The organism is Campylobacter sp. Cr9, assembly GCF_020138295.1.
Lineage (GTDB): Bacteria > Campylobacterota > Campylobacteria > Campylobacterales > Campylobacteraceae > Campylobacter_E.
This window is the reverse complement of record NZ_JACGBH010000006.1, coordinates 66,563-91,878: the sequence shown is the minus strand read 5'-3', so window position 1 is coordinate 91,878 and position 25,316 is coordinate 66,563. Positions and strand designations below refer to the sequence as shown.

The following is a 25,316-nucleotide window of genomic DNA, read 5'->3' as shown; positions in this document are numbered from 1 at the left end:
CCTTATAGTTTGATACCGTTTTCTCTTAAAGCATCAGCAAAAGCTGCTACAACACCATGGTATAAATAACCATTTCTATCAAAAACTGCTTCTTCAACTTTGATTGCTTTTAAGTTCTTAGCAAATTCAGCTGCTAATTTTTTAGCACCTTCAATATTTGCTTTAATACCTAATTTTTTACCATTTGCACTAGCAATTGTATGTGCTTTAACATCATCAATAGCTTGAACATAAAGTGTTCTATTTGATTTAAAAATAGATACTCTTGGTAAAGTTGCACAACCATTAATTTTTGCACGAATTCTCTTTTTTCTCTTAATTCTAAGAGATAATTTTCTTTTTAAGATATTTGCTCTCATTACTTATCCCTTACTTCTTAGATGTTTTACCAGCTTTGCGAATAATACGCTCATCTGAATACTTAATACCTTTACCTTTGTAAGGCTCTGGTGGTCTGAATTCACGAATCTTAGCTGCAACTTGACCTACTACTTGCTTATCAGCACCTGTAATAACAATAGTATTTTTCTCAACTGCTATTTCAATACCTTCTGGAGCATCAAAAATTACTGGGTGTGAAAAACCTAAAGCCATTTCTAAAGTTTTACCTTTCATAGCAGCTTTATAACCAACACCGTTGATTTCTAATACTTTTTTAAATCCTTGTGTAAGGCCTATTACGATATTGTTTGCTAAAGCTCTATATGTTCCCCAATAAGCTCTTGAGCTTCTATCATCACTTTTTGGTGTAAATACAACTTGATTATCTTTTACTTCAACATTTACATGTCCTTTAAAATCAAGTTCTTTTTTTACATTACCTTTTGTGAATGTAAGAACATTGCCATCTACTTTAGCAGAAATTCCAGCTGGAATTTCAATTGGTTGTTTTCCTATTCTTGACATATTTTTCCTTTTTATTTGTCTAGGGAAAGCTTAAGCTTTCCGAATGCCATAAAAAGCATTAATTACCAAATAGTGCAAAGTACTTCGCCACCGATGCCTTCTTTATAAGCAACTTCATTGCTTAAAACACCTTTGCTAGTACTTACAACTATTGTTCCATAACCGTTTTTAAATCTTTTGATTTCATCTTTTCCACGGTAAACTCTACGACCAGGTTTGCTAACACGCTTAATTTCATTAATAACGCTTCTGCCTTTTTCATCATATTTTAAAACTACATTGATGAATTTTTTCTTATCTTCTTCTACAACGCTATAATCTTCAATATAACCCTTAGCTTTAAAAATATCAACAATTGACTCTACAACTCTTGAGTGTAAAAGTTTTGTTGTATCTAATCTGCGAAGAGCTGCATTTCTAATACGAGTTAGTGAATCTGAAATTAAATCATTAATCATAACTTCTCCTTACCAGCTAGCTTTCTTAAGACCAGGAATTAATCCTTCATTAGCCATTTTTCTTAGGCACACACGGCAAATTCCAAAATCTCTATACACAGAGTGTGGACGACCACAAATTTGGCATCTTGTATAAGCTCTAACTTTAAATTTAGCTGGACGAGCAGCTTTTGCTATCATTGATTTTTTTGCCATATTACTTTCCTTTTGTGAAAGGCACACCAAATAATTCTAATAATCTTAGTGCCTCTTTATCGCTATTTGCTGTTGTAACAACATTGATATTCATACCATGAGTTCTTAAAATTTGGTCATATACAACTTCTGGGAACATTAATTGTTCATTTAAACCAAAACTATAATTTCCACGACCATCAAAACCATCACGGCTTAAACCTCTAAAGTCTTTAACTCTTGGTAATGCAATAGAAATTAACTTATCTAAGAATGCATACATATTGTCTTTTCTTAAAGTTACCATTACACCAACAGGAAAGCCATCTCTTACTTTAAAACCAGCAACTGATTTCTTAGCTTTAGTAACAACTGCTTTTTGACCTGAAATTAAACTAATTGTATCAACAATGCTTTGTAAAACTTTTTGGTCTTTTGTAAATTCTGCACTTAAACCAACGCTAATAACAATTTTTTCAATAGCAGGAATTAACATAGGATTTTTAATATCAAATTCCTTAGCAATTGCAGGCTTAATGCTATTAACATATTTTTCTTTTAATCTCATATTATGCCTCCACCTTAGCTACATTTGAAATATCCATAGGCATTTCCTTATTTACAAAACCACCTTGTGGATTTTGCTCGCTAGGTTTTACTGCTTTTTTAGCAATTTTGCAACCTTCAACGATTACTTGATTTTTCTTAGGAAAAACTGCCTTTACAACACCTGTTTTACCTTTATCATCACCTGCGATAATTTTTACATTATCACCTTTTTTAATTTTAAATTTAACAGCCATTATAAAACCTCCGGAGCTAGTGAAACAATTTTCATAAAGCCACCATATCTTACTTCTCTACCAACTGGCCCAAAAATACGAGTTCCAACTGGCTCTCTCTTAGCATCTAAAATAACTGCCGCATTTTCATCAAAACGAATTAATGAGCCGTTTTCTCTTTGAACTTCTTTTTTAGTTCTTACGATTACAGCCTTAACTACTTGACCTTTTTTAATTTTACCATTTGGTAAAGCTTTTTTAACAGATGCAACGATTACATCACCTACGGTAGCATATCTTCTTTTACTACCACCTAATACTTTTATACACATAATTTCTTTTGCGCCGCTATTGTCAGCAACTACAAGCCTTGTAAAACTTTGTATCATTACTCAACTCCTGCTGCTAAAATTGTTTTAAGACGAAAAGACTTGCGTTTTGACATTGGTCTGCATTCAATCGCAACAACTGTATCACCAACGTTAGCAGTATTTTTTTCATCATGAACTAAATATTTTTTAAAGCGTTTTACGATTTTTCTATATCTAGGATGAACAACTTTGCGTTCTACTAAAACGCTAACTGTTTTATCTCCTGATTTTGAAACGATTACGCCTTGTATTTCTCTTTTAAAACTCATTATTAGCCCCTTATTTCATAGCTGATATTGCTGTGTTAATTCTTGCAATATCCTTTTTAACTACACGAAGCTCATTTGTATTTGTAAGCTGCATCGTTTTAAGCTTTTGTTTTAGTGTAAATAAAAGCAACTTTTTTTCTTTTAACATAGCATTTAATTCTTCTGCTGTTTTATCTTTTAGCTCAGTATATTTCATTTTCACTCTCTCTTGTAACGAACTTAGTTTTAAATGGTAATTTACTCATAGCAAGTGCAAGAGCTTCTCTAGCCATATCTTCACTAACGCCTGTCATTTCAAAAAGAATTCTGCCTGGTTGAATATTCATTACCCATTCTTCAACACTACCTTTACCTTTACCCATTCTCGTTTCTAATGGTTTTTTAGTTAAAGGTTTATCTGGGAATACTCTTATCCATGATTTACCTTGTCTTTTAACATGACGAGTTAGAGCAATACGTGCTGCTTCAATTTGGCGTGAATTAACTCTACCACCCTCAGTAGCTTTTAAAGCATAATCACCAAGAGCAAGTTTTGTGCCACGGCAAGCATAGCCACGGTTGCGGCCTTTCATCATTTTTCTAAATTTTGTTCTCTTTGGCATCAACATAATTATTTACCTCTTCTGGTTCTTCTTGTCTTCTTTGCTGCTGGCTCTTCAGTTTTATCAGCTTGAACACCTTTATGCAATACCTCACCTTTGAAAATCCATACTTTAATACCTATATTTCCATAAGTTGTATGAGCTTCTGCAAAACCATAATCAATTTTTGCTCTTAAAGTATGTAAAGGCACACGACCCTCAAGATACCACTCAGTTCTAGCCATTTCAGCACCACCTAAACGACCTGCAACGCTAACTTTAATACCTTTTGCTCCTGCTTTTTGTGCATTTTGAATAACTTTTTTCATTGCACGGCGGAATGCAACACGTTTTTCAAGTTGAGTTGCAACACTTTCAGCTGCTAATTGAGCTGATGCGTTAGCACGACGCTCTTCTTTAATATTAAGATTTACTTCTTTATTGATAATTTTTTGTAGTTTTGTTTTAATTACTTCAACATCGCTACCTTTTTTACCAATAATAATTCCAGGACGAGCTGCAACTACAGTAACTCTTAATTTCTTAGCAGTTCTTTCAATTATAATTTGACTAACTCCTGCATAGTATAGCTCTTTTTTAAGAAAAGCACGGATTTTATAATCTTCGCCTATGCTTTGTGCTAAACTAGCTTTAGCTGGAAACCATCTTGATTCCCAATTTCTATTAATTCCTAGTCTAAGACCTATCGGATTTACTTTTTGTCCCATTTTAGCTTTCCTTACTTTCAGTTTTTGCTCTACTTACTTCAACCATAATATGAGCAGTTGGTTTTCTAATGCGACTTGCACTTCCTCTAGCTCTTGGTCTAATTCTCTTAAGCACAGCACCAGCATCAACACGGCATGAACTTACTACTACTTCGCTTGGCTCATATCCACCATTTGCAACAGCACTTGAAATTGCATTAGAAATGTATTTTGCTGCTTTATTTGGCATGAATTTTAAACTTGCCATTGCTAATTCAGCATTCATTCCTTGAACTTCTCTTGCTAATAATCTTGCTTTAGTTGGTGATAGTCTTATGAATTTAATTAATGCTTTACTCATTTACTACCCCTTACTTTCCAATTTTCTTTTGCACTGAGCCTTTGTGGCCTTTGAATGTGCGAGTTGGTGCAAATTCACCTAATTTATAACCTATGTGATTTTCAGTTACATACACAGGAATAAAGCTTTTACCATTATGAACGTTAAATGTAAGACCGATCATATCAGGAGTAATAGTGCTTCTTCTTGACCAAGTTTTAATTGGTTTATTATCGTTAGCTTTTTTTGCTGCGATAACTTTTTTCATAACATGAGAATCAACAAAAGGACCTTTTTTTAATGATCTAGCCATCTTACTTTCCTTTTCTTCTTGATATTATTAGCTTATCGCTAGCCTTTTTACGGCGAGTCTTAGCACCTTTAGTTGGTTTACCCCAAGGTGTAACTGGGTGACGACCTGAGTTTTTCTTACCCTCACCACCACCATGTGGGTGATCTACTGGGTTCATTGCACTACCACGAGTTTGTGGGCGAATACCTCTATGTCTATTGCGACCTGCTTTACCTATTGTAACGTTAGCCCAATCTTCGTTACCAACTTCACCAATACTAGCCATACATTCTGCTAATACTCTTCTCATTTCACCTGATTGAAGACGAACGATTACGTATTTTTCTTCTTTACCCATTAATTGAGCAAAAGAACCTGCAGAACGAATCATTTGACCACCTTTACCTGGTTTTAATTCTAGGTTGTGAATGATTGTACCAACAGGAATTGATTTTAATTTCATAGCATTTCCTGGCTTAATATCTAAACCTTCATCTGCTGAACATACAATATCACCTACTGTTAAACCACGAGGTTGGATAATATATCTTTTTTCACCATCTTTATAAGCAATTAATGCAATACGGCAATTTCTGTATGGATCATACTCGATAGCCTCTACACGACCTTCAATTCCAAATTTATTTCTTTTGAAATCAATAATACGATATAGTTTTTTTGCACCTGCTTCTTTATGGCGGCTTGTGATTCTTCCGTTATTATTTCTACCTGCTGCAGCTGGAAGTTTTACAAGTAATGAGCGAACACTAGCTTTTGCTGTAATATCATCGCTACTTACACCTGTAATATAACGTCTGCTTGGGGTATATGGTTTATAAGTTTTAATAGCCATCTTAGCCTTCCTTATTTTCTAAACTAGCACCCTCAGGTAGCTTTACATAAAACTTTTTAAAGTCACTTCTTTGACCTTCTAGTCCTCTAAATCTCTTTACTTTTCCATCCATTCTTAATGAATTGATTTTTAAAGGAACTATGCCAAAATATTCTCTTAACACTTGCTTCAGACCATTTTTAGTCATTTTAGGACTAGCTTGGATAACTACCACGCCACCTTCTTGAAGGCCTAAAGTTTTTTCTGTATAAACTATATTTTTTATATCTGTGATATCAGCCATCTTAGCCCTCTTTCGTAATTGATGCTAAAGCATCTTTTTCAATAATTACAGAATTAAATATACTTAATAAATAAGCATTTACTTCAGTAATATCAACAACATAACAATTAGCAAGATTTCTAAATGCTAATAATGTTTTTTCATCTAATAATGACTTAACAATTAAAGCATCTTTAACACCTATTTTATTAATCATAGCTCTTGCATCTTTTGTTTTACCACTTTCAATAACTATATTATCTACTGCAAATAAAGCGTTTGCATTAGCTTTGTCTGCTAAAGCTCTTTCAAATGCTAATCTTTTTTGCTTTTTATTTACTTTTTGAAAATAGTTTCTATTGTTTGTTGGACCGAATGCAACTGCACCACCTACCCATACGTTAGTTCTTGTTGAACCTGCACGAGCACCACCGCGACCTTTTTGTCTCCATGGTTTTTTACCACCACCGCTAACTTCGCTTCTACCTTTGGTATGAGCTGTATTTGCTCTCATGCTAGCTTGGTATGATTTAACATATAAATAAAGGTTATGAGGATTTACTTCAGCGTATCTTGCTGGTAAATCAAGCTCGCTAGCTTTTTCAAATTTATCGTTTAATACGCATACTTTCATTTTACAATCCTTACTTTACCCATTGCACCATTATAACCTGCAACGCTTCCTTTTAATACTAAAATACCATTTTCAGCATCAAATGAAACAACTTCATTTTTAACAGTAACTAATTCATTACCAAAATGACCTGCCATTTTGCGTCCTTTTTGAACACGACCTGGCCACTCGCGGTTACCTATTGAACCTGAGCGTCTGTGAAAACGGCTACCATGACTTGCTGGACCACCTGCAAATCCGTGTCTTTTAACAACACCAGCATAACCTCTACCTTTTGAGTTGAAGCTTACTTTTAAAACTTTTGCTTCAGCTAAAGGTGTAGTATCAATGTCACCTGCTTCTGTATTTGCTACTTCTAAACTAGCAAATTTGTTAAACTCTGCACTTAGGCTGTATTTTTTTTGCTGACCTGCGATGCACTTGTTTTGGTGTTTACCTTGTGCGTATGCAACGATAGCTTTACCATCTTTAAGTTCGCAAACCTTAGTTTGAACTAACTTAAGTAGTGTTACAGGAGTGCTAGAGGTGTTAATTGTTCTACTCATTCCGATTTTTTCAACAATATATTCCATACTCTATCCTTACTTGCCCATTGCACGAACTTCAACATTAACTTCTGGTGCCAAATCAAGCTTTGTTAAGCTATCAACGGTATCAGTAGTAGCAGCCAAAATATCAATCATACGAGCGTGAATTCTCATTTCAAATTGTTCTCTTGAATCTTTATTGATGTGCGGAGATCTTAAAACGGTATAACGCTTTATTTTTGTAGGCATTGGTACTGGACCTCTAATTTCAGCACCAGTTCTCTTAACGGCTTCAACAATTGCCGCAACTGTACGATCTAGAACCCTGTGGTCATAAGCTTTTAACTTTAACCTAATTCTTTCCATTTTTTTTCCTTTTAAAAGAACTCGTTGGCATTTAAGCCAACCCATTAAAGAACATGTGATAAGTATCACAAAAACTAAAATAGGTTCGCAAGTGTATTTAATATAAGTTTACTTGTCAAGAAAAAAATGAATTTTTACTTATTTTTATCTCTTTAAAAAAGATAATATTTATTTTTGTAATAATTTAAATTATTTATATTTAATTAAGTAATTTTCATAAAATTATTAAATTATATTACAACAATTATTTATAAAAATATTTAATTTCGAGTGCTTATATAATATTGTTTATATATATGGTGTTTAAAATATATGATAATAAAACATATTATTTTTTAAAGCATATATAAAGAAAATAATAAATTTATAATAAGAAAAAAATTATTCTTTTATTTGTTAAATAATTTTAAAACTTACTAGTATTATAAAAAATTGTTTTTATAATACTAGTAATAAATATATTCCAAATTCAAAAAGAATTTGAATTCGGAATTTCAATTTAAATTATTTTATTATCTTTTAGAAGTTTTAAAAAATCATCTTTTAAAAATGATTTAATTTCATCAAAACTCAAGCGAACTTTGATATAACCACTTGCGTATGAAAATAATTCATAAGGACTATATGAAAACACAATACCTAAATTATCAAAATAAAAATTATCCACTTCTAAAGGGCTAAAAAATTGATTATTTTTCTCTGCGTGATTTGTTTTGTTTTGAAAATCTCTTATTTTTTTAGTGATTTTTTCTTTTAATTTATCTATATCTTTAAATGCGTTTTTTGAAGTAATTATTTTGCTATCTTTATCCAAAATTGCAAATTTTACAAAGTGCATAGGATGAGCACCTTTATTGTCTTCAATAAGCTGAAAGCGAACGCTTGTTAAATCATTTTTAGCATATACAACATCTTCTGTAATTTGTAATGTTCCAAAATGATTTAGGCTTTGTGCGAAAAAATCATTTAAATTTAATTCTTCTTTTTTGTCACCGCTTAAGTAACGAATCTTAAAAGCTTCATCTTTAGTGCTTAAGCTAATACTATCGTATTTAACCCCTATTGCTTTATTAGTATTAAAGTCAATCTTTTCGTTTATTAAATCATTGCAAGCAAAACAAACATCATCTTTTGCAATATTCATTGCACTGATAAACTCAACCTTATCTTTATGCTCGTTCATAGTAAAATAAGCACTCTTATTATCATCTATCATCAAAAAACCTGCAGCATTTAAGCTCAGAGCAACTACACTTGAAATTAATATCTTTTTCATTCTAAACTCCTTTTAATAAAATATAATTTTATCAAAATTCTATAACGGTTGTTTCACGTGAAACAAAAATATGATGAATATTAATTGAAATAATTTTGGAATTTGAAATAGGAATTTAGATTTTATTTTTCACAAAATTCTTCAAATTCTTTAATAACACCCAATCTCAAATCCTTATAAAAAGCATCAATATGTCTTAATTTACTTATTATATTATTACACCTTTGTTTGATTACTAAGCTACCTTCAAGATCTTTTAATTTTTTATTTGTATCTTTTATAAACTCACAATTCTTACCTGTGTTTAGACATAATTCAAATGCTTTTTTGTTATATGATTTCAGTAATTCATCATCATTTTTTAATGCTAACTTTAAGTCACAATATTTACTAACGCCACCTTCACATATTTTGTTAGCATAAAATTTTTGTAATTTCTCATCGTTTTCTTTAATAGCAAGTGTTAGTTTTGCATAGCATGAGCCTAATCTAAAAGTGCTTTTTTTAGAGCTTTTATTTGCCTTAATCTCATCACAATATTCGCTAACATTTTTTAAAGGATTTGCTAATTCATAATGATAACAAGCGATATTATTTTTAAAACTATAACAATCATCTTCTAAGCTTTTTTTATCTAAAGTTTTAACAAATTTGTTATATTCTTCAACACTACCTATACTTAAAAATCTGCCATCTTTAATTCTTTTGTAATAAAAATTTTGTGGTGGTTTTATGTAATCTATATTAAATAAATAATTAGCAGTATCAAGATATTCGCAAGCACCTGCAAAAAAAGGTCTACCGACATTTTTTTGTAAATAATCTTCACATATTTTTAAATTATTTTCATCATATAAAACAAACGAAGGGTGTTTTTTATAATAAGCCATTTCCATTTCACTTTTAAGCTCTTTATGAATAACATACATTGAAGTACAAGCTGATAAAACTAACAAAATTACAAAACTTATAATTAATCTAAAAACCATCCGTGTTTCCTTAAATATCTTTCACATCTTTTATATTCATCTTTTTGCGATTTTATTGAATAACTGTTATAACAATTTCTTTTATCGGGGTTATTTTTATTACAAGATTTACTCGGGTCGCTTATTTCTTCGTATTTGGCTTTTAGTATTTCGTATTTGGCAAAACATGTTGATATGGTAGGCTCTTCTTTTTTACATAGACAATTTGAGCAATAATATCTATTGTAATAATAACAATCAAAAATATATCTTGTCGTAGAGTTGCAATCAAGCTCGGCTTCCTTAATGTTTGCATATTTATCATCATAATATTTCACTAATTCTTCCGAGCTTAATTTTGTTCTATAACCCTTTTTGATAGCTAAGTCATAATATTCATACATTTTAGGATTTTTCATAGTTTGAAAAGTCTGAGCAATTTTAAAACATACATCAGCCCTATCATCTTCATTTTTGCAAAGATAATCTAAAATTTTAAAATCAAACTCAGGTGGCTTATAATATTTGCCTTCTAGCCCATATTTAACCCCAACGCCAAGTGTATATCCTAAATATACCACTCTAGTGCAAGATGATAAAACTAACAAAATTATAAGACCTATAATTAATCTAAAAACCATCCGTATTTTCTCAAATAATTCTCACATTTTTTATAATCATTTTTTAGCGATTGTATATAAGTTTTACTAAAGCAATCCTTTTTATCAGCATTTTTTTGATTACAAGGATTATTTGGGTTAGTTAGTTCTTCATATTTAGCTTTTAATTTTTCGTATTTTGCATAATATGTTGAAATAGTCTTTTCTACTTTTTGACATCTAAGATAATTTTGTGAATATCTATTGTAATAATAACATTCTAAAACATCCTTCGTTAAAGAATTGCAATCTAAGTTATTAAAATCTTTATTATTTATAATTTTTGTATATTTATCATCATAGTATTTAGCCAACTCTTCTGGGCTTAATTTTGTTTTAAGACCCTTTTTAATAGCTAATTCATAATATTCGTACATTTTAGGATTTTTCATAATTTGAAAATTTTGAGCTGCTCTAAAACATACATCAGCTCTATCATCAAAATCTTTACAAAGCTTATCTAAAGTTTTAAGGTCATAAAAAGGAGGTGTATAGCTTTTAACTCCTTGAAAGTAATAACCACCAAAACCACTAAACAAACCTAAATAAGACGTTCCTCTACAAGATGAAAAACTTAAAGAAATAACAAAAAGAGTAAGAATAAGAAAAATTCTTTTCACAAATCCTCCTTAGGATATAAGCCCCTTTCTTATATCCTAAATTTATTAAATATTATTGACAACCTTCACATTCAATGCTTCTATCAACTGGTTTATTATCTAAATGCTCACTTGCAGGACTTTCGCTTCTTAAATAATAACAAGACTTAAGTCCTAGAGAATGTGCTAAGGTATAAATACTATTTAAATAGCCACCACTAGCTTTATCAAGGCTAACAAATATATTTAAGCTTTGTCCTTGATCTATCCATTTTTGGCGAATTGCTGCTGCACGAACTAAATCTCTTTGATCAAGCTCATAAGCTGTTACATAATATTGCCAAGTATCAAGACTTAGATTTGGCACAACGGTAGGTATCATTCCACTTAAGTTTTGTTCAAACCATTTTCTTTTATAAACAGGTTCAATTGTCTGAGTAGTACCAACTAAAATTGATATACTAGAAGTTGGAGCAATAGCCATTAAATAACCATTTCTCATACCTTGTTTATTAACTTTCTTTCTTAATTCATTCCAATCGCAGTTTGATTGATTGAATAAATTATCACCCATTGTTAGCATTTTTGCATTTTCGTTAGCTACATCAATAGGGAAAATTCCTTTACTCCAGTTACTTCCTTCATACTCAGGATAAATGCCCTTTTCTACTGCTAAATCACTACTTGCACTAATTGCTTCATAAGAAATGCTTTCCATAATTTTGTCAATTAGTTCAAAGTGTTCGTTAGTTCCAAACATAACGCCTTTTTCTGCTAACATTTGTGCTTCACCCATAACACCTAAACCTATTGCACGAGATTTTAAGTTAGTGTTTTTTACTTTTGCGTGTGGGTAGAAATTAAGCTCAATAACATTATCTAACATTCTTATTGCAATAGGAACAACTCTTTTAATATCTTCTTCTGTGTTTATTTTGCTTAGATTTATACTAGCAAGGTTACAAACAGCAGTTCTACCTTCATCATATTCTTTTTCTACAATATAAACTTTTTTACCATTTAAAGTATCTAAACTACTTAATTTCTTAGCAGTTTTGATTTGAGAATTATCAAGCTTTAAGATTTCATTTTCTTCATATACGCTTACGCTACCATCTTCAAATGTTGCTTTGATTTTATAATGATTTGGATCAGTATTTTGAAAAATCTCGGTGCATAGGTTTGAACTTCTGATAAGACCTGTATGAGAATTTGGGTTAGCTTTATTAGCATTATCTTTAAAACATAAAAATGGCATACCACTTTCAAAGTAATTTGTTAAAATCTTTTTCCAAAGTTCTTTTGCATCCATTACTTCTTTTACTATGCTCTCATCTTTTTCAAGTCTTTCATACTCTAATTCAAATTCTTTTCCATATAAATTACATAATTGTGGGGTATCAAATGGATCAAATAAAGTCCATTTTGCATTATCTTTAACCCTTTTCATAAATAAATCATTTATCCATAAAGCAGGGAATAATTCGTGAGCTCTTCTTCTTTCTTCTCCACTATTTTTTCTAAGGTCAATAAAATCACAAACATCCATATGCCAAGGCTCAATATAAACAGAAATAGCACCTTTTCTAGTTCCTAATTGATCAACTGCAACTGCAATATCATTTGTAATTTTTAAAAATGGAATAATTCCACCCGCTGCGTTTTTGTGTCCGTCTATACTACCACCCATAGCACGAACCATACTCCAATCCCAGCCTATTCCACCGCCAAATTTTGATAATAACGCCATTTCTTTGTAAGAATCAAATATACCTTCTATATTATCAGGAGTTGAACCTATATAACAACTTGAAAGCTGATGTCTTGTAGTTCTTGCATTACTTAGTGTTGGGGTTGCACACATTACTTCAAATTTAGAAATTAAATCATAAAATTTCTTAGCCCATTCTTGCCTATTTAACTCGTTTTGAGCTAAAAACATAGCAATAGCCATAAACATATGCTGTGGTAATTCAATAGGATTACCTTTATTATCTTTTATTAAATATCTATCATAAAGGGTTTTTATACCTAAATAGGTAAATTGTAAATCACGCTCAGGTTTTATATAAGCATTTAAATCATCTAAATCATACTTTTCTTTAAGACCTAAAAATAATCTTCCAGCTTTTTCTCCACGCTCAAAATATTCTCTTAAATGAACATATTCTTTTTGTGGATTAACTTTATGATATAGATCATACAAAAATAATCTTGCAGCAACAAAAGTCCAATTTGGTCTATCTATATCTATTTTATCTACTGCTGTTTTTATTAAAGTATTTTGGATTTCTTCAGAAGTTATCATATCTCTAAACTGGATTTTCGCATCAACTTCAAGCTCACTTTGACTCACATTTTCTAAGCCTTCTGTTGCTAAAGTTGTGTATTTTTTAATTTTAGAAATATCTAATTCTTCTACTCTTCCTGTTCTTTTTACTACCTTCATGATTGATTGTTTGTCCTTTGTGAATTTTAAAAAAGAATGTATTATAATAAGTAGAGATAAAATATAGGTTAAAAAAAGTGGGATATTTATACAAAAAATTTTTTACTAGCGAAAATAAAAAAGCTTATCAATTAGTAATGCAAAATTTAAATTATGATTTAAAAAAAGCACAAAGATTTTGTGATAAAAATCGTGTTATTATTTTTAAAAATAATGTTAGCAAAAACCTTTTAAATACTTTAAATATAGATGAAATAAATTTAAACGATATTGAAATATGTAAAAAAAATAGCGTTATTAATGGTGAGTTTTATTTATTAGTTTATGAATGTTTTAGTTTGGATTTAAAACCTATTTTTGAAAATGAAGATTTTGCTGTTTTTAACAAACCAAGTGGGGTTTTATCTCATCCAAATGGAAGAAATTGTGAGTATTCTTTAAATGATGAAATCTGGCAAAAATATGGAGAAAATGCTAACGTAGCTCATAGGCTAGATGCAGCTACAAGTGGGCTTATACTCGTTGCAAAAAATAAAATCGCTAACAAAGAATTAAAAGAACTCTTTGCAAAACAAGAAGTTTATAAAGAATATTTAGCTTTAGTTTGTGGAAATATTGAATATGATTTTTGTGTTAGTGTAAGACTTAAAAACGATGAAGATTTAAAAAACAAAATGCTAGTATCAAAAGATGGAAAAATATCAAAATCACAATTTTGTGTTATTAAAAACTATCCTAAACATACACTTTTAAAAGCAATTCCACTAACAGGAAGACAACATCAATTAAGACTTCACTTGTATTACTCAGGACATAAAATTGCAGGTGATACTCTTTATGGACTAAGTAACGAAGAAGCAAGAAATATTTTAGACAAAAAAATAATAAACATAAAAGAGCTTTGTGGAGCAAGTAGGCTTTGTCTTCATTCGGCAAGACTTAAATTTACTTATAAAAATCAAAATTATGATTTTATAAATAATGATATAGAAAATGAATTTTTAGGAGCGATTAAATGAGTGGATTAGATTTATTTCAATATATATTTATGGGTGCTGTTTGTGTTTGTGGAGTAGTTGGTATAATAGTAGTTATTTTAAATGAAAAGAAAAAATAGAATTTGAATTAGGAATTTCAAAATGTTTCACGTGAAACAAAAAATCAAATTCCTATTTTAAATTCTAATTTTAAAACAAAAGTGGGGGTTTGTATGAAAAAATTATTTTTAATCATTGTTTTAGCATTTAATTTACATGCTTTAAATAATCAAGCAAATTTAAAAAATTTAAAAAACTTTTTAAATCAATTAGGCGATACATTTGAATACAAAATAGAATATAAAAATCTTAAATGTGAGAATTATTATAATGAAAGCTATGATGATGTAGGAAGCTATTGCAAGGCAACTAATTTAAAACTAACGGATAGAGATGGAAAAATTTTCTTAGAAGATGCTAAGCTAACAGCAGAAGTTATATCAAAAGGCTCAATATATATAAAAATAAAAGATTTTAAAGAACCGATTTTAGACAATATTACTGAGATTCATGTCGGACTATCTTTAAAAGAGAAAAAATTTTATGTAACTCTTCAAAAACCTGATAATATCACAGTAAAAGTTACATTTGATATATATCATACGCTAACCGAAGGATATACAATTAAAAATGACAAAAGGATTCCTATTTATGGCGATGAAAATATAAAATATCTTTGGGTGGGCGCAGGTGAAATTTATGTATCTTTAAGCAGATATTATTTAGGTAAATTAGATGTTGATAAAGTACTTGAAAAGTTTCTGAGTAATTTTAAAGAAGGAACTTTATATAGAAAAGATAGAATAATTCTAAAAAAAGATTTAGAAGAATTTAAAGAGCTAGAAAGACCATCAATTATTATAGCTTATAAATATAGCCTCGGCAATAGTCTGTATAGAATAATCAAAGAAATAAAAGAAGGCAAAGCTTTTGCTACAAATATACGCTATTTTGAAATAATAAAAAAATTAGAAATAGATAGCACAGGTTATACCAATGGTATGGTGTGGCGTGAAGATTTTATGCTAAATGAGAGTATAAAAAGATTTAAAGAGTTAGGCATTGATTTAGTTTATGATGAAAGAACTTGCATTAAGATTTGCAAGCTTAAAAATGTCCGCCTTATAAAAGATGGTGAGATTTTAGCAAGTGCAAGAGAAGTTTTAAATCATGAATATTATGAATTTTTGATTTTTGATGCAAAATTCAATCCGAAATTTATAAAATCACTAAAACTAAAAAGCAAGACCAAAAAGTTACTAAATGAGCCTATAAATTCAATTAGATTTAGAATAAGCAATCAAGGACTTCACTGGCCTGAAAACTTATGTAGAATAAGTATTGATTTTAGGATAGATGATAAAGTTAGTATAGATTATTATTTAAAATTATTGCATAAAGGCTCTATGCAAGATTGCATTACAGATTTTATTAGTAAGCAAGGCAATTTTAAGCTTAAAATTGAATTATTTGAATTTGACAAAAACGTGCCAGAAGCCTTAGACTTTTTAAAAAACTATCCTATTATAAATGATGAAAAAGTATATGAAAAAGCTTTAAAAAATGTTTTTAAGCCTTAAAACTACATATCATAAATAAGCTTAAAAAATGTTTTTAAAGTATTATGAAAAAAATATTAAAATATGTATTTTTAAAAAGGAGAAAGATATGAAAAAATTATTAATTTCTATATTTTGCGTAGCAAGTTTAGGTGCTAATTCTCTTAGCGAGATTGATAAATTAAAGCTTGAAAACGAGATTTTAAAACAAAGGCTAGATGCTATTGAAAATAAAATGATTAATCCTATGGATAATTTTTTTAAAGACTTTGATAAAATAAACGAGCAACACATAAAAGCTATGAATAGTCTTTATAAGCAAATGCATGATGAATTTAATCATTATAAATCAAATTCAAATTATGCAAGTTATTTTCAAAGCAATGAAGTGATTTCTTATATAAAAGAAAATAAAGAAACAAAAGATAACAAATCAAGCTCAAAAATTGAAATAAAAACATATAACGAAAAAAGTAAAAAAGAATATTTATTAAAAGATATTTTAAAAGATTTTGATATTTTTAGAGTTTATTTAAATTCAAAAAATCAAGATTTTTCAGATGAGAAATTAGAAAAATTTTATATTAGTTCTTACGGATTTGTATTTTTAAGTGATGATTATAAAAAAAGTAGCGAAATTAGCTTTGCTGATATGAAAAATTACTTAAAAGATGACTTTTTAAAAGCTCTTGGATACTAATAATATAAATCTTTATTAATAATATAGCTTAATTACCGATATGTTAGTATAATTAAATGCAAAACATAGAGGTAATTAAATATGCAGCAATCACTCTTACAAGAAATAATCCTACCTATGCCAGCCGCAACACTTGGCTTTGAACTTTTAGTATTTTTAGGCTCAATTTATTTTAGAAAACATAATATAACTTTTTTAGTTTTATTATTTTTATCTAGTAGGATTTTATTTTTATTTTTAGATTTTTCTCAAGCTCATGCTTATATTGCCTTATTTTCACCTATTGTTTTTGCAATATTAGTAAGCCTTAAGAAAGATTATTTATCAACAAAGAGATTAATACCTGCCTGTTTGGTTGTGATTTCTTATATTTTATTAGGAATTTTTACTAAAGATTCGGCTTTTATTTCATATTTACATAGTTTAAAGTTTATAAATCAAACTTATGTTTATTCGGATTTTTCTTTTTGCTTATTTTTGGTTTTAATGCTTTATGTTGTAATTCTTAGAAAAATTAATAATTTTGAATGCTTTTTACAAGGTGCTTATGTGGCTTCTTATTTTCAATTTTTATTCTATCACAAGCTACAAAGCTATAATTTAAGTTATTTTGAATTAGGCTCATTTATATTCTTAGCAGCTATTGGCTATCAAGGATACAAATTAGCTTTTTATGATTCTTTAACTAATGTTTATAATAGAAGAGCTTATGATACGCTTGATTTAAAAAATAAAGATGTAATAGCAGTTGTTGATATAGATTTTTTCAAAAAAATTAATGATACTTATGGGCATGAAATAGGAGATATTATTTTAAGATCTCTTGCAAGTATTTTGAAAAAATATGCAAAAACTTATCGCTATGGTGGGGAAGAATTTTGCTTAGTTTTTAAAGATTATGATTATTTTAAATGCGTTGCTGAATTAGAAAAGCTTAGAAAAGAAGTTGAAGATTTTACATTTAATGCTAAAAATCACAATCTAAAACTTACTATTAGTATAGGTCTTTGTCTTGTTACTAATTCAAAATTTGGTGCATTTGAAATGGCTGATAATAGACTTTATCAAGCTAAATTAACAGGAAGAAATAAAGTAGTTTTTGAATAATCCTAATTCCGAATTCAAATTCTTTTGATAATTTTTAGAATTTGAAATAGGAATTTGTATTTTAAACCACTCACAAGACTTTTATTAAAAACTAACAAAATTGCAAGTCTAAAATAATGTGAGTGAAATTTGAAGATTTTTCTTTTTGTTTTATTTTTTAAAATTCGGATATTTTATTTTAAAAGTTTTTATGATTAAAATTAGTTTTTAAAATTCGCGTAGGGTTTTGAAAATATTTTGAAATTCCTATTTCAAATTCCAAAGAATTTAAAATAGGAAATAAGAATTAGAACTCGTATCTTAGATTTGTATTAATATTATAATCAATGTTTAAATTTCCACTAAAGGTCTTTTCTGCTTCTAAACTAAAGCTAAACTTCTTATTAAAGTTTTTGTTAATTCCTAAACTTGCAAAGCCTCTTTTATCTTTACTAGCACCTTTAAACGAATATGAGCTAATTCCATCGCTTACTAGAAAATCTGGATTATTAGTTAAATCAATTATCGCACCAAGCCCTGCTCTAATATTTAAACTATCATTAACATTTATTCCTGTATAAATTGCTGTTTTATTAACTATTAAAAGCTTTGAAGGAGCTGTTATATTTACGAATGATTTTTGATGTAATGCTCCGATACTTATTTCTTTTTCGCCTTTAATATCTGTTTTTGGAATATAATTTAAAATAATTTCAGTGCTAGGCTCTATGTAAAAATCATCTCCAAATCTCTTGCCTAACTCAAAACTAGCAATTAAACCTGTTCCTTTGCTTGTAGAATTACCTAAGAAATTATCGTTTTTAAACTCGCTTTTATAATGATTTGCTTTAAGTGTTGTATCTATAAAAAAGCCATTATTATAAACGCTACTAAAATACACTCCTAAGCCATAGTTATTTATTTTTGAATCTGTTGTATTGCTTGTAGTTGTTCTTCCTATATTTAGCATAAATCCTGCATAAGTATCAAAATCTGTAAAACTTGATATTTTATCCACACCCATTTGAACTTCATTTGCTTTTAAAGATGTGTTTTTGATACTTCCTTTATTAACATATCCACGAATCCAAATACCTGCATTATTCTTAGCAAATCCTCTTAATTCACCTAAACGCTTGTTTAAATTGTTGTATTCAAACACTTGAGAAAAATAAAATTGATTTGTCATAAGCTTTGCTGATTCTAAGGCTTTTTCATTTTTACCTGTAACCATTAATTTTATAGCTTCTTTTTGTTCTTCTACTGCAATTTCAAACTTTTCTTCATCGCTTGGATTTTCTGGTTTTGGTTCTGGTGTTGGAGTAATCGGATTTGCAGGAGTTAAATCAGTCCAAGGAATATCTGGGTTTGGCTTAGTGTCTGGGTTTTCAGGTTTTTCTTCTGGCTTTTCTTCAGGTGTGCTAGGCTCAATAGGTTTTGAAGGCTCTAAGTCAGTCCAAGGAATATCAGGATTTGGTTTTTCTTCTGGCTTTGGATCTGGTGTTGGAATAATCGGAGTTGATGGCTCTAAGTCAGTCCAAGGAATATCAGGATTTGGTTTAGTGTCTGGATTTTCTGGAGTTGTGATTTTATCTAAATCATTTACCATAGTTCCTTTGTTTTCTAAACTCGTATTAGCATTTTGATTAATTAGTTCCTTTGCTTCGTTACTAGCCAATAAATCTTTACCAAAATCTACTAAATCGCTTAATTTATTATTATCAGCGATTATTTCAATTATTTTATTTATATCTAATTTAGAATTATTTTTATAAGTTAAATCATTAAAGTTTTGCTTATTATCTTTAGCTAAAACATATACTTGATAATCCCCTACTTTTTCGGTTTTTAGATATGAGTTTGCTAAGGCATATTCACTAATTCCTGAATAAAATTTAAGCGAATTAGCAAAATCACTATTAGCTCCTTTTAAAATAGCTAAAGGCATATTAGCACTTAATCCACTAGCGATTAATTGTCCATCACTAGCTTTACTTACTACACCTAAAATTCCAAAGCTATTATTCGCTCCACTTGTGCTAGTTTTAGAAATTATTGCTCCATTATAAGTAGCACTCGTGCCACCTAAAAAGAATGTAGAATTATTTGCGACTAATTCATTTGTACTAAATGCACCTAAACTTGTAGAATTATTTAAACTTACTTTATTTGCTGATATTTTATTTCCTGTTAAATCTTTAAAACTACCTACTAAAGAACTTCCCGTTAAATCAATATTAATAGGGCTATTACTTCTAATATCATAATTAAGAGCTGAATTTGTAGCTTTTAAAACGCCCCCCCCCATTAATTCTAAATAGCCTTTAGTATTATCTAAATTCTTGCCTACTTTAGTATTTGTTAAGGTAAAATTCTTACCACTATATTTTGCATCACTTATAGAAGTTAATTTAAAACCTTCTAAAATACTTCCATTTAATACAGCCGAATTTACACTAAAACCGCCTTTAAAAGTTGAATTAGTATCATCTAAAATACCTTTATCATTTGTAACTTTTTTATTAAATAATGAATTAGAACTTTTGATATTTCCTGCATAACTAGTCAAAAATCCTTCTAAGTAAATATTATCTACATTTGTGCTTGAAGTTGAAATTAAACCATTAGTACCATTTATAATATCTCCTGCTATATAACTATTAGTAATGCTAAAAATAGCATTAGAATTAGAACTTTGGTTTAAATCAAGACCACCGCCTATGTAAGCTTTATCAATATTTGCATTTTTTTCTAATAAAGTTTTAGCACTTGAATCAATAATAGTATCAAAAATAGTATTTTCTACTTTTAGATTTTGCGTTATATCTTTGGCATTAAATGTAGCTTGATTTTTATAAATACCCTTTAGAGTAAAATCTCCTAAAGTATTAATTCTGCCTATAAATTTAGAACCTTGAGTGCTTTTTGTATCGTCTATTGTAATTATGCTTGTAGCTCCGCCGTTAATTGATTGAGAACTTTTATTGTATCCTGTTCCAATCTCATTTTTACCTGTTTTTATGGTTGAGCCACTAATATTTACACTTACCTTATCAGAGTTAAAACCAATAGCATTTATAGCTTGGTAACTTAAACCTTGAAAACCACCTTCTATTAAAGAATTATTTATATTTAGAGTTCCATAATGTAATTCTATAGCTCCTACTTGTTGAGAACCTGTTCCATAACCAACACTTGCATAAACGCTAGAATTATTTAGAGTTACAGTGCCATTATTGATTATCTTTATAGCTTGTATATTATTAAATTTATCGTCAACACTTAATATTTTATAATTTTGAGATTTAAAAACCGAACCCGTATCAGTAAAATTACCGCCTGAAACTAATATTAAATAATCTTTATTATCAATTCCTGCATTTTCATAGTCAAATATTAGCTTATTTGTTTCATCGCTTTTAGTAGTTAGATTTCCACCTATTACAAAAAACGCATTTATCTTATCATCTACTTGATTAGCTGTAATGCTTGAAATTCCACTTTGTTTAATCTCTACCCTTTGAGTTAAATCACCTGTTATATTTGTAACTGTATATGAATACAAAGCACTAGTTAAAGCTATACTTAATCTTAAAACATTTTTCATTTAAACACCTTAAAAATTAAAATATATTTCATTATTATAAATTATATCGTAAGTTAAATTCCTATTTCAAATTCTTAAATATAAATATTAGAAATATTTAGTTGAATTGTAGGGCTTGGTTTAAAATAGTTCTTTTGCAAACTAAAATGAATATTAACATTATCTCCTTCAAAAGGAATAAAATCACAATTAAAACAAATCGCTTCTAAAGTAATATTATTTTGAGTAAAGCAACATTTTAAATGTTTATCATTTAGCAAAACAAGATTATTAATAACTACATTTTTACTTATAAAAAATGGCTTTTCATTACCTTGCCCAAAAGGTTCAAAATCGCCTAAAATATCTAATAATTCCATATCAATTTCACTAAATTCAAGCTCACCTAAAGTATTTGTAGTATCACAAAAATCAAGAATATTTTCATCAAAATTAAGCTTATTTAATCTTCTTTTAAATTCTTCTAAATTACTAACATCTAAAGAAAGTCCTGCAGCTCCTTTGTGCCCACCAAAATTAATAAGCAAATCATTAACATTATTTAAAACTTCTAAAATATCAAGCTCTGCAACACTTCTTGCACTTCCTTTTGCGATATTTTCTTCTATATTAAATACAAAGCTTGGTTTGTTAAATTGCTTAGCCAAACGCCCTGCAACAATGCCTAAAATACCTTTATGCCAGTTCTTTGAATACGCTATTATAACACTATCGTTTTCACTAACAAATTCTATACTTTCTTCAAAGCTTTGTCGCTCTTGTTCTTTTCTATCTTGATTAAGTTTTTCAATTACTTCTAAAATTTTTCTTGCTTCATCAAGAGTTTTTGCTCTTAAAAATCTATATGAAATACTAGCATCATCCATTCTACCACTTGCATTAAGTAAAGGTGCGATTAAAAAAGGAATGCTCTCATAATCAAAGAATTTCTTTTTATATTTTTCTTTTAAAACCACAAAAGCTGGACGATTTAATTTATTTAATTCTTTTAAGCCACAACGAACTAAAATATGATTTAAATCGTTTAAATTCATCATATCAGCAACAATTGCTATGCATAATAAATCTAAAAAACTAGCCATATTGTATTCTATATCTAATTCTTTTTTAATAGCTCCACAAAGCCACCAAGCAACTTGAGCTCCACAAATTTCACAATTAATATGCTTTGAAAAATCACAATCATCTCTTTTAGGATTAATTACAGCATAAGCATTTGGCAAAGTATCGCTTGGAGTATGATGATCGCTTATTATTAAATCTATGCCTAATTCTTTACATTTATTAGCAGCTTCATAAGCTACTATTCCATTATCTACGGTTATTATTAAATCAGCATCTAAATTTTTTACTATTTCTTCGCTAATTCCATAACCATCACTAAAGCGATTTGGGATTTTGATTTTAATGCTAACGCCTAAATTAGCAAAAAACTCACTCATAATAGTTGAAGATACTATGCCATCTACATCATAATCTCCAACTACTGCTATTTTTTCTTTATTTTTGATTGCCTTAGCTATTCTAATAGCCGCTTTATTCATATCCTTAAAAATATGTGGCTTTGGAATTGTGCTAAGGTTTTTATGTAAATCATCTTTAAATCTATCGTCTAAAATCTGCTTAATTTTGGTTTTATTTAATTTAAGCATTGTTTAATAAAACCTAAAATCACAGGGTTTGCCTTAGTTAATCTTGAAGTAAATTCAGGATGATATTGAACTGCTACAAAGAAATCATTATTTGTATTTTCAATAGCTTCAATAAGTCCATTTGATTCTCCACTAATGCAAAGCCCATTTTCTTCATATAATTTGCGATATTTTGAATTAGCTTCATAGCGGTGGCGATGTCTTTCGTAAGCTTTATTAGAATTATATAATTTACTTAAAAGCGAACCTTCTTTAATATTGCAAACATATTCGCCAAGTCTTAAAGTCCCACCTAATGGAGTTTTAATTGTTCTTATTTCTTTTGAACCTGATTGATTAATAAATTCATCAATTAAATAAATAATAGGATTTTTTGTATTCTCATCAAATTCGGTTGAATTAGCATCTTCTAGCTTTAAAACATTTCTAGCAAATTCAATTAAGCTAAGTTGCATTCCTAAACAAATTCCTAAAAATGGAATATTATTTTCTCTTGCATATTTAATAGCTTTTATTTTACCTTCTACTCCACGCTGTCCAAATCCACCAGCTACTAATATTCCATCATTTCCAGCTAAATCATTTTCATCTTTTATTTCTTCACTATCTATCCAATTAATTTCTACTTTTGTATCAAGATTTGCGCCTGCATGAATTAATGCTTCTGTTAAAGATTTATAACTTTCTTTTAAATCTATATATTTTCCTACAAATGCGATTTTTGTTTTTTTGCTAGGATTTATAATCTTTTCTACTAAGTTTTCATAATCTTTTAAATTAGGAGTTTTTAGTTTTAGATTTAAATGTTTTGCAATAGGTAAAAGTATATTTTGCTCTAAAAATTTAAGTGGAATTTGATATATGCTTTTTGCATCAATGCTTTCTATTACACAATCAATTTCTACACCACAACTTCTTGCGATTTTTTCTTTTATTTCATCGCCTAATGGTATTTCACTACGAGCAATTATCATATCAGGACTAATTCCTATGCGTCTTAGCTCTCCAACTGAGTGTTGAGTTGGTTTTGTTTTTAATTCACCTGCAACTTTTATAAAAGGAACCAAGGTTAAATGTGCATAAAATACATTAGATCTTCCGTGTTTAAGTCCTAATGAACGAATTGCTTCAAGGAATGGTAAGCCTTCAATATCTCCTACCGTTCCACCGATTTCTACAACTAATACATCTTTATCAGCCGCTGCTGCTTCCATTCTACTAGCAATCTCACCTACTATATGTGGAATTACTTGAATAGTTTTTCCAAGATATTCTCCACGGCGTTCTTTTTCTATTACACTTTGATAAACTTTACCTGTTGTGAAGTTATTAAGATGAGTTAAATCTTCATCTAAAAATCTTTCATAATGTCCTAAATCAAGGTCGGTTTCTGCACCATCTTTAGTAACAAAAACTTCTCCATGCTCAAGTGGGCTCATAGTTCCTGGGTCTATATTAATATATGGGTCAGCCTTTAAAATACTTACCTTAAGTCCGCTTTGTTTTAATAAGCTAGCAATACTAGCAGCTGCAATTCCTTTACCAAGTGAGCTTAAAACTCCACCTGTTACAAATATAAATTTAGCCATATTTTTTCCTATTAGTTTTTTTTATTTTATATTATCTAATTAAATAACTTCGTTTTTTAAAAATTCTAAAACCCTAATTTGAGCGTAATCTTCAATTTCGCTCTCGCCTTCTTTTATAGATTTTTTTAATACTAATCTATCAAGTTGAACAAAATTTATTTTTCTTTTTAATTTAGGATTTTGTTTAGTTAGTTTTTTAATACCTTTTAAAATCTTATCAACACCTAAAGTATCTTGTTTAATAAGTTTAACATATTGATAAATAGTAGCTAGAAATATTCTTCTTCTAAATTCTTTTTTATAAATTTCTTTAGTTAGTTTTTCTAATGTTCTTTTTAAATCTTGTCTTTCTTCTTTTACAACGCCTATAACACATGCAATTAATTTTGCTTTAAAATCAAAAGAATTATTAACACCTAAAAAAGTTATTCTCATATTTGCTAAAAAAATATAAATCAAATCTAGTTTCATTTACCCTCTATTAAATCATTTTATCATAAAATGCCATTTCTCAAGTCAAGCCTTGTGCAATGCTTTTAAAGAGCAGAGCTTCAGGATGGGAACATAGCAGAGCACTTTTTATGAGTGTGTGCCGCAAGTGTCTTGGCTTGGG

The 25,316-nt window shown here is 29.0% G+C and carries 31 protein-coding genes and 1 other RNA gene; 5 read left to right on the top strand and 27 right to left on the bottom strand.

Annotated elements, in window-relative coordinates; genetic code table 11:
* Positions 1-2 precede the first annotated feature (2 nt).
* The 23 genes from rplR to AVANS14531_RS04215 form a co-directional block, all read right to left on the bottom strand.
* Positions 3-359 (bottom strand): 50S ribosomal protein L18, encoded by a 357-nt coding sequence (rplR, locus tag AVANS14531_RS04325; protein ID WP_239817676.1) that lies wholly within the window; start codon positions 357-359, stop codon positions 3-5.
* 10 nt (positions 360-369) lie between these two features.
* Positions 370-906, bottom strand: a complete 537-nt coding sequence (gene rplF, locus AVANS14531_RS04320) for a 50S ribosomal protein L6 (protein ID WP_239817675.1) — start codon at positions 904-906, stop codon at positions 370-372.
* A 62-nt stretch (positions 907-968) separates the two neighbouring features.
* Positions 969-1,364: a 30S ribosomal protein S8 gene (rpsH, locus tag AVANS14531_RS04315; RefSeq protein WP_239817674.1), complete on the bottom strand. Its 396-nt coding sequence runs from the start codon at positions 1,362-1,364 to the stop codon at positions 969-971.
* A gap of 9 nt (positions 1,365-1,373) precedes the next feature.
* Complete coding sequence (locus tag AVANS14531_RS04310) at positions 1,374-1,559, bottom strand: type Z 30S ribosomal protein S14 (RefSeq protein ID WP_172234194.1); 186 nt, start codon at positions 1,557-1,559, stop codon at positions 1,374-1,376.
* Position 1,560: 1 nt separating this feature from the next.
* Positions 1,561-2,106, bottom strand: a complete 546-nt coding sequence (gene rplE, locus AVANS14531_RS04305) for a 50S ribosomal protein L5 (protein ID WP_239817673.1) — start codon at positions 2,104-2,106, stop codon at positions 1,561-1,563.
* Position 2,107: 1 nt separating this feature from the next.
* Positions 2,108-2,341 (bottom strand): 50S ribosomal protein L24, encoded by a 234-nt coding sequence (gene rplX / locus AVANS14531_RS04300; RefSeq protein ID WP_214116077.1) that lies wholly within the window; start codon positions 2,339-2,341, stop codon positions 2,108-2,110.
* A complete protein-coding gene (gene rplN / locus AVANS14531_RS04295; protein WP_214116086.1) occupies positions 2,341-2,709 on the bottom strand; it encodes a 50S ribosomal protein L14 in 369 nt (122 codons plus the stop codon). The genes rplX and rplN overlap by 1 nt, the downstream gene beginning before the upstream one ends.
* Entirely contained in the window at positions 2,709-2,960 is a 252-nt protein-coding gene (rpsQ, locus tag AVANS14531_RS04290) for a 30S ribosomal protein S17 (protein ID WP_239817672.1), read from the bottom strand. Before rpsQ ends, rplN begins: the two co-directional genes overlap by 1 nt.
* A gap of 10 nt (positions 2,961-2,970) precedes the next feature.
* On the bottom strand, positions 2,971-3,156 hold the full coding sequence (gene rpmC / locus AVANS14531_RS04285) for a 50S ribosomal protein L29 (RefSeq protein ID WP_239817671.1): 186 nt from the start codon (positions 3,154-3,156) through the stop codon (positions 2,971-2,973).
* Entirely contained in the window at positions 3,143-3,568 is a 426-nt protein-coding gene (gene rplP, locus AVANS14531_RS04280; protein ID WP_214116091.1) for a 50S ribosomal protein L16, read from the bottom strand. Before rplP ends, rpmC begins: the two co-directional genes overlap by 14 nt.
* 2 nt (positions 3,569-3,570) lie before the next feature.
* On the bottom strand, positions 3,571-4,269 hold the full coding sequence (rpsC, locus tag AVANS14531_RS04275) for a 30S ribosomal protein S3 (RefSeq protein WP_214116093.1): 699 nt from the start codon (positions 4,267-4,269) through the stop codon (positions 3,571-3,573).
* Position 4,270: 1 nt separating this feature from the next.
* Positions 4,271-4,609, bottom strand: coding sequence for a 50S ribosomal protein L22 (rplV, locus tag AVANS14531_RS04270; RefSeq protein WP_214116095.1), 339 nt, complete (start codon positions 4,607-4,609; stop codon positions 4,271-4,273).
* A 10-nt stretch (positions 4,610-4,619) separates the two neighbouring features.
* Positions 4,620-4,901, bottom strand: a complete 282-nt coding sequence (gene rpsS, locus AVANS14531_RS04265) for a 30S ribosomal protein S19 (RefSeq protein WP_214116097.1) — start codon at positions 4,899-4,901, stop codon at positions 4,620-4,622.
* Position 4,902: 1 nt separating this feature from the next.
* Positions 4,903-5,733 carry a 50S ribosomal protein L2 gene (rplB, locus tag AVANS14531_RS04260; RefSeq protein WP_239817669.1) on the bottom strand — a complete coding sequence of 277 codons (831 nt, stop codon included), beginning with the start codon at positions 5,731-5,733 and terminating at the stop codon, positions 4,903-4,905.
* Between the two features lies 1 nt (position 5,734).
* Positions 5,735-6,016 (bottom strand): 50S ribosomal protein L23, encoded by a 282-nt coding sequence (locus tag AVANS14531_RS04255; protein ID WP_239817668.1) that lies wholly within the window; start codon positions 6,014-6,016, stop codon positions 5,735-5,737.
* A gap of 1 nt (position 6,017) precedes the next feature.
* Positions 6,018-6,629, bottom strand: a complete 612-nt coding sequence (gene rplD / locus AVANS14531_RS04250) for a 50S ribosomal protein L4 (RefSeq protein ID WP_239817667.1) — start codon at positions 6,627-6,629, stop codon at positions 6,018-6,020.
* A complete protein-coding gene (rplC, locus tag AVANS14531_RS04245; RefSeq protein ID WP_239817666.1) occupies positions 6,626-7,201 on the bottom strand; it encodes a 50S ribosomal protein L3 in 576 nt (191 codons plus the stop codon). Before rplC ends, rplD begins: the two co-directional genes overlap by 4 nt.
* A gap of 9 nt (positions 7,202-7,210) precedes the next feature.
* Positions 7,211-7,522 (bottom strand): 30S ribosomal protein S10, encoded by a 312-nt coding sequence (rpsJ, locus tag AVANS14531_RS04240; RefSeq protein WP_214116107.1) that lies wholly within the window; start codon positions 7,520-7,522, stop codon positions 7,211-7,213.
* A 499-nt stretch (positions 7,523-8,021) separates the two neighbouring features.
* Positions 8,022-8,798 (bottom strand): RsiV family protein, encoded by a 777-nt coding sequence (locus AVANS14531_RS04235; RefSeq protein ID WP_336611446.1) that lies wholly within the window; start codon positions 8,796-8,798, stop codon positions 8,022-8,024.
* Between the two features lie 122 nt (positions 8,799-8,920).
* Positions 8,921-9,787: a hypothetical protein gene (locus tag AVANS14531_RS04230; protein WP_336611445.1), complete on the bottom strand. Its 867-nt coding sequence runs from the start codon at positions 9,785-9,787 to the stop codon at positions 8,921-8,923.
* Positions 9,772-10,407, bottom strand: coding sequence for a hypothetical protein (locus AVANS14531_RS04225; protein ID WP_336611444.1), 636 nt, complete (start codon positions 10,405-10,407; stop codon positions 9,772-9,774). Before AVANS14531_RS04225 ends, AVANS14531_RS04230 begins: the two co-directional genes overlap by 16 nt.
* On the bottom strand, positions 10,392-11,045 hold the full coding sequence (locus AVANS14531_RS04220; RefSeq protein WP_336611443.1) for a hypothetical protein: 654 nt from the start codon (positions 11,043-11,045) through the stop codon (positions 10,392-10,394). The genes AVANS14531_RS04225 and AVANS14531_RS04220 overlap by 16 nt, the downstream gene beginning before the upstream one ends.
* 52 nt (positions 11,046-11,097) lie before the next feature.
* Positions 11,098-13,473 (bottom strand): ribonucleoside-diphosphate reductase subunit alpha, encoded by a 2,376-nt coding sequence (locus tag AVANS14531_RS04215; protein ID WP_239817649.1) that lies wholly within the window; start codon positions 13,471-13,473, stop codon positions 11,098-11,100.
* A gap of 77 nt (positions 13,474-13,550) precedes the next feature.
* Between AVANS14531_RS04215 and AVANS14531_RS04210 the strand changes: the two genes are divergently transcribed.
* The 4 genes from AVANS14531_RS04210 (at position 13,551) to AVANS14531_RS04195 (ending at position 17,876) form a co-directional block, all read left to right on the top strand.
* Complete coding sequence (locus tag AVANS14531_RS04210) at positions 13,551-14,492, top strand: RluA family pseudouridine synthase (RefSeq protein WP_442862396.1); 942 nt, start codon at positions 13,551-13,553, stop codon at positions 14,490-14,492.
* Positions 14,493-14,683: 191 nt separating this feature from the next.
* A complete protein-coding gene (locus AVANS14531_RS04205; RefSeq protein ID WP_336611442.1) occupies positions 14,684-16,090 on the top strand; it encodes a hypothetical protein in 1,407 nt (468 codons plus the stop codon).
* Between the two features lie 88 nt (positions 16,091-16,178).
* On the top strand, positions 16,179-16,769 hold the full coding sequence (locus AVANS14531_RS04200; protein WP_336611441.1) for a hypothetical protein: 591 nt from the start codon (positions 16,179-16,181) through the stop codon (positions 16,767-16,769).
* Between the two features lie 81 nt (positions 16,770-16,850).
* Entirely contained in the window at positions 16,851-17,876 is a 1,026-nt protein-coding gene (locus AVANS14531_RS04195; RefSeq protein WP_336611440.1) for a GGDEF domain-containing protein, read from the top strand.
* Between the two features lie 286 nt (positions 17,877-18,162).
* On the opposite strand, the gene AVANS14531_RS04190 is transcribed toward AVANS14531_RS04195, so the two are convergent.
* The 4 genes from AVANS14531_RS04190 to AVANS14531_RS04175 form a co-directional block, all read right to left on the bottom strand.
* The gene (locus AVANS14531_RS04190; protein WP_336611439.1) at positions 18,163-21,462 is read right to left on the bottom strand and encodes an autotransporter outer membrane beta-barrel domain-containing protein; all 3,300 of its coding nucleotides are present in this window, start codon (positions 21,460-21,462) and stop codon (positions 18,163-18,165) included.
* Positions 21,463-21,536: 74 nt separating this feature from the next.
* The gene (recJ, locus tag AVANS14531_RS04185) at positions 21,537-23,114 is read right to left on the bottom strand and encodes a single-stranded-DNA-specific exonuclease RecJ (protein ID WP_336611438.1); all 1,578 of its coding nucleotides are present in this window, start codon (positions 23,112-23,114) and stop codon (positions 21,537-21,539) included.
* On the bottom strand, positions 23,102-24,703 hold the full coding sequence (locus tag AVANS14531_RS04180; RefSeq protein ID WP_336611437.1) for a CTP synthase: 1,602 nt from the start codon (positions 24,701-24,703) through the stop codon (positions 23,102-23,104). The genes recJ and AVANS14531_RS04180 overlap by 13 nt, the downstream gene beginning before the upstream one ends.
* A gap of 39 nt (positions 24,704-24,742) precedes the next feature.
* Positions 24,743-25,174, bottom strand: a complete 432-nt coding sequence (locus tag AVANS14531_RS04175) for a hypothetical protein (protein WP_336611436.1) — start codon at positions 25,172-25,174, stop codon at positions 24,743-24,745.
* Positions 25,175-25,217: 43 nt separating this feature from the next.
* Here AVANS14531_RS04175 and ffs point away from each other — a divergent pair.
* An RNA gene (gene ffs / locus AVANS14531_RS04170) (signal recognition particle sRNA small type) lies at positions 25,218-25,315 on the top strand.
* Position 25,316 lies beyond the last annotated feature (1 nt).

Coding starts and splice junctions, on each gene's coding strand:
- rpsC (WP_214116093.1), bottom strand. CDS start 4,269: ATGGGACAAAAAGTAAATCCGATAGGTCTTAGACTAGGAATTAATAGA.
- rplN (WP_214116086.1), bottom strand. CDS start 2,709: ATGATACAAAGTTTTACAAGGCTTGTAGTTGCTGACAATAGCGGCGCA.
- AVANS14531_RS04195 (WP_336611440.1), top strand. CDS start 16,851: ATGCAGCAATCACTCTTACAAGAAATAATCCTACCTATGCCAGCCGCA.
- AVANS14531_RS04310 (WP_172234194.1), bottom strand. CDS start 1,559: ATGGCAAAAAAATCAATGATAGCAAAAGCTGCTCGTCCAGCTAAATTT.
- rpsQ (WP_239817672.1), bottom strand. CDS start 2,960: ATGAGTTTTAAAAGAGAAATACAAGGCGTAATCGTTTCAAAATCAGGA.
- rplR (WP_239817676.1), bottom strand. CDS start 359: ATGAGAGCAAATATCTTAAAAAGAAAATTATCTCTTAGAATTAAGAGA.
- rplV (WP_214116095.1), bottom strand. CDS start 4,609: ATGAGTAAAGCATTAATTAAATTCATAAGACTATCACCAACTAAAGCA.
- rplE (WP_239817673.1), bottom strand. CDS start 2,106: ATGAGATTAAAAGAAAAATATGTTAATAGCATTAAGCCTGCAATTGCT.
- AVANS14531_RS04175 (WP_336611436.1), bottom strand. CDS start 25,174: ATGAAACTAGATTTGATTTATATTTTTTTAGCAAATATGAGAATAACT.
- rplF (WP_239817675.1), bottom strand. CDS start 906: ATGTCAAGAATAGGAAAACAACCAATTGAAATTCCAGCTGGAATTTCT.
- AVANS14531_RS04230 (WP_336611445.1), bottom strand. CDS start 9,787: ATGGTTTTTAGATTAATTATAAGTTTTGTAATTTTGTTAGTTTTATCA.
- rplP (WP_214116091.1), bottom strand. CDS start 3,568: ATGTTGATGCCAAAGAGAACAAAATTTAGAAAAATGATGAAAGGCCGC.
- rpsS (WP_214116097.1), bottom strand. CDS start 4,901: ATGGCTAGATCATTAAAAAAAGGTCCTTTTGTTGATTCTCATGTTATG.
- AVANS14531_RS04235 (WP_336611446.1), bottom strand. CDS start 8,798: ATGAAAAAGATATTAATTTCAAGTGTAGTTGCTCTGAGCTTAAATGCT.
- rpsH (WP_239817674.1), bottom strand. CDS start 1,364: ATGATTAATGATTTAATTTCAGATTCACTAACTCGTATTAGAAATGCA.
- AVANS14531_RS04190 (WP_336611439.1), bottom strand. CDS start 21,462: ATGAAAAATGTTTTAAGATTAAGTATAGCTTTAACTAGTGCTTTGTAT.
- rplC (WP_239817666.1), bottom strand. CDS start 7,201: ATGGAATATATTGTTGAAAAAATCGGAATGAGTAGAACAATTAACACC.
- recJ (WP_336611438.1), bottom strand. CDS start 23,114: ATGCTTAAATTAAATAAAACCAAAATTAAGCAGATTTTAGACGATAGA.
- rplX (WP_214116077.1), bottom strand. CDS start 2,341: ATGGCTGTTAAATTTAAAATTAAAAAAGGTGATAATGTAAAAATTATC.
- rpsJ (WP_214116107.1), bottom strand. CDS start 7,522: ATGGAAAGAATTAGGTTAAAGTTAAAAGCTTATGACCACAGGGTTCTA.
- AVANS14531_RS04180 (WP_336611437.1), bottom strand. CDS start 24,703: ATGGCTAAATTTATATTTGTAACAGGTGGAGTTTTAAGCTCACTTGGT.
- AVANS14531_RS04200 (WP_336611441.1), top strand. CDS start 16,179: ATGAAAAAATTATTAATTTCTATATTTTGCGTAGCAAGTTTAGGTGCT.
- AVANS14531_RS04225 (WP_336611444.1), bottom strand. CDS start 10,407: ATGGTTTTTAGATTAATTATAGGTCTTATAATTTTGTTAGTTTTATCA.
- rplD (WP_239817667.1), bottom strand. CDS start 6,629: ATGAAAGTATGCGTATTAAACGATAAATTTGAAAAAGCTAGCGAGCTT.
- AVANS14531_RS04205 (WP_336611442.1), top strand. CDS start 14,684: ATGAAAAAATTATTTTTAATCATTGTTTTAGCATTTAATTTACATGCT.
- rpmC (WP_239817671.1), bottom strand. CDS start 3,156: ATGAAATATACTGAGCTAAAAGATAAAACAGCAGAAGAATTAAATGCT.
- AVANS14531_RS04255 (WP_239817668.1), bottom strand. CDS start 6,016: ATGGCTGATATCACAGATATAAAAAATATAGTTTATACAGAAAAAACT.
- rplB (WP_239817669.1), bottom strand. CDS start 5,733: ATGGCTATTAAAACTTATAAACCATATACCCCAAGCAGACGTTATATT.
- AVANS14531_RS04215 (WP_239817649.1), bottom strand. CDS start 13,473: ATGAAGGTAGTAAAAAGAACAGGAAGAGTAGAAGAATTAGATATTTCT.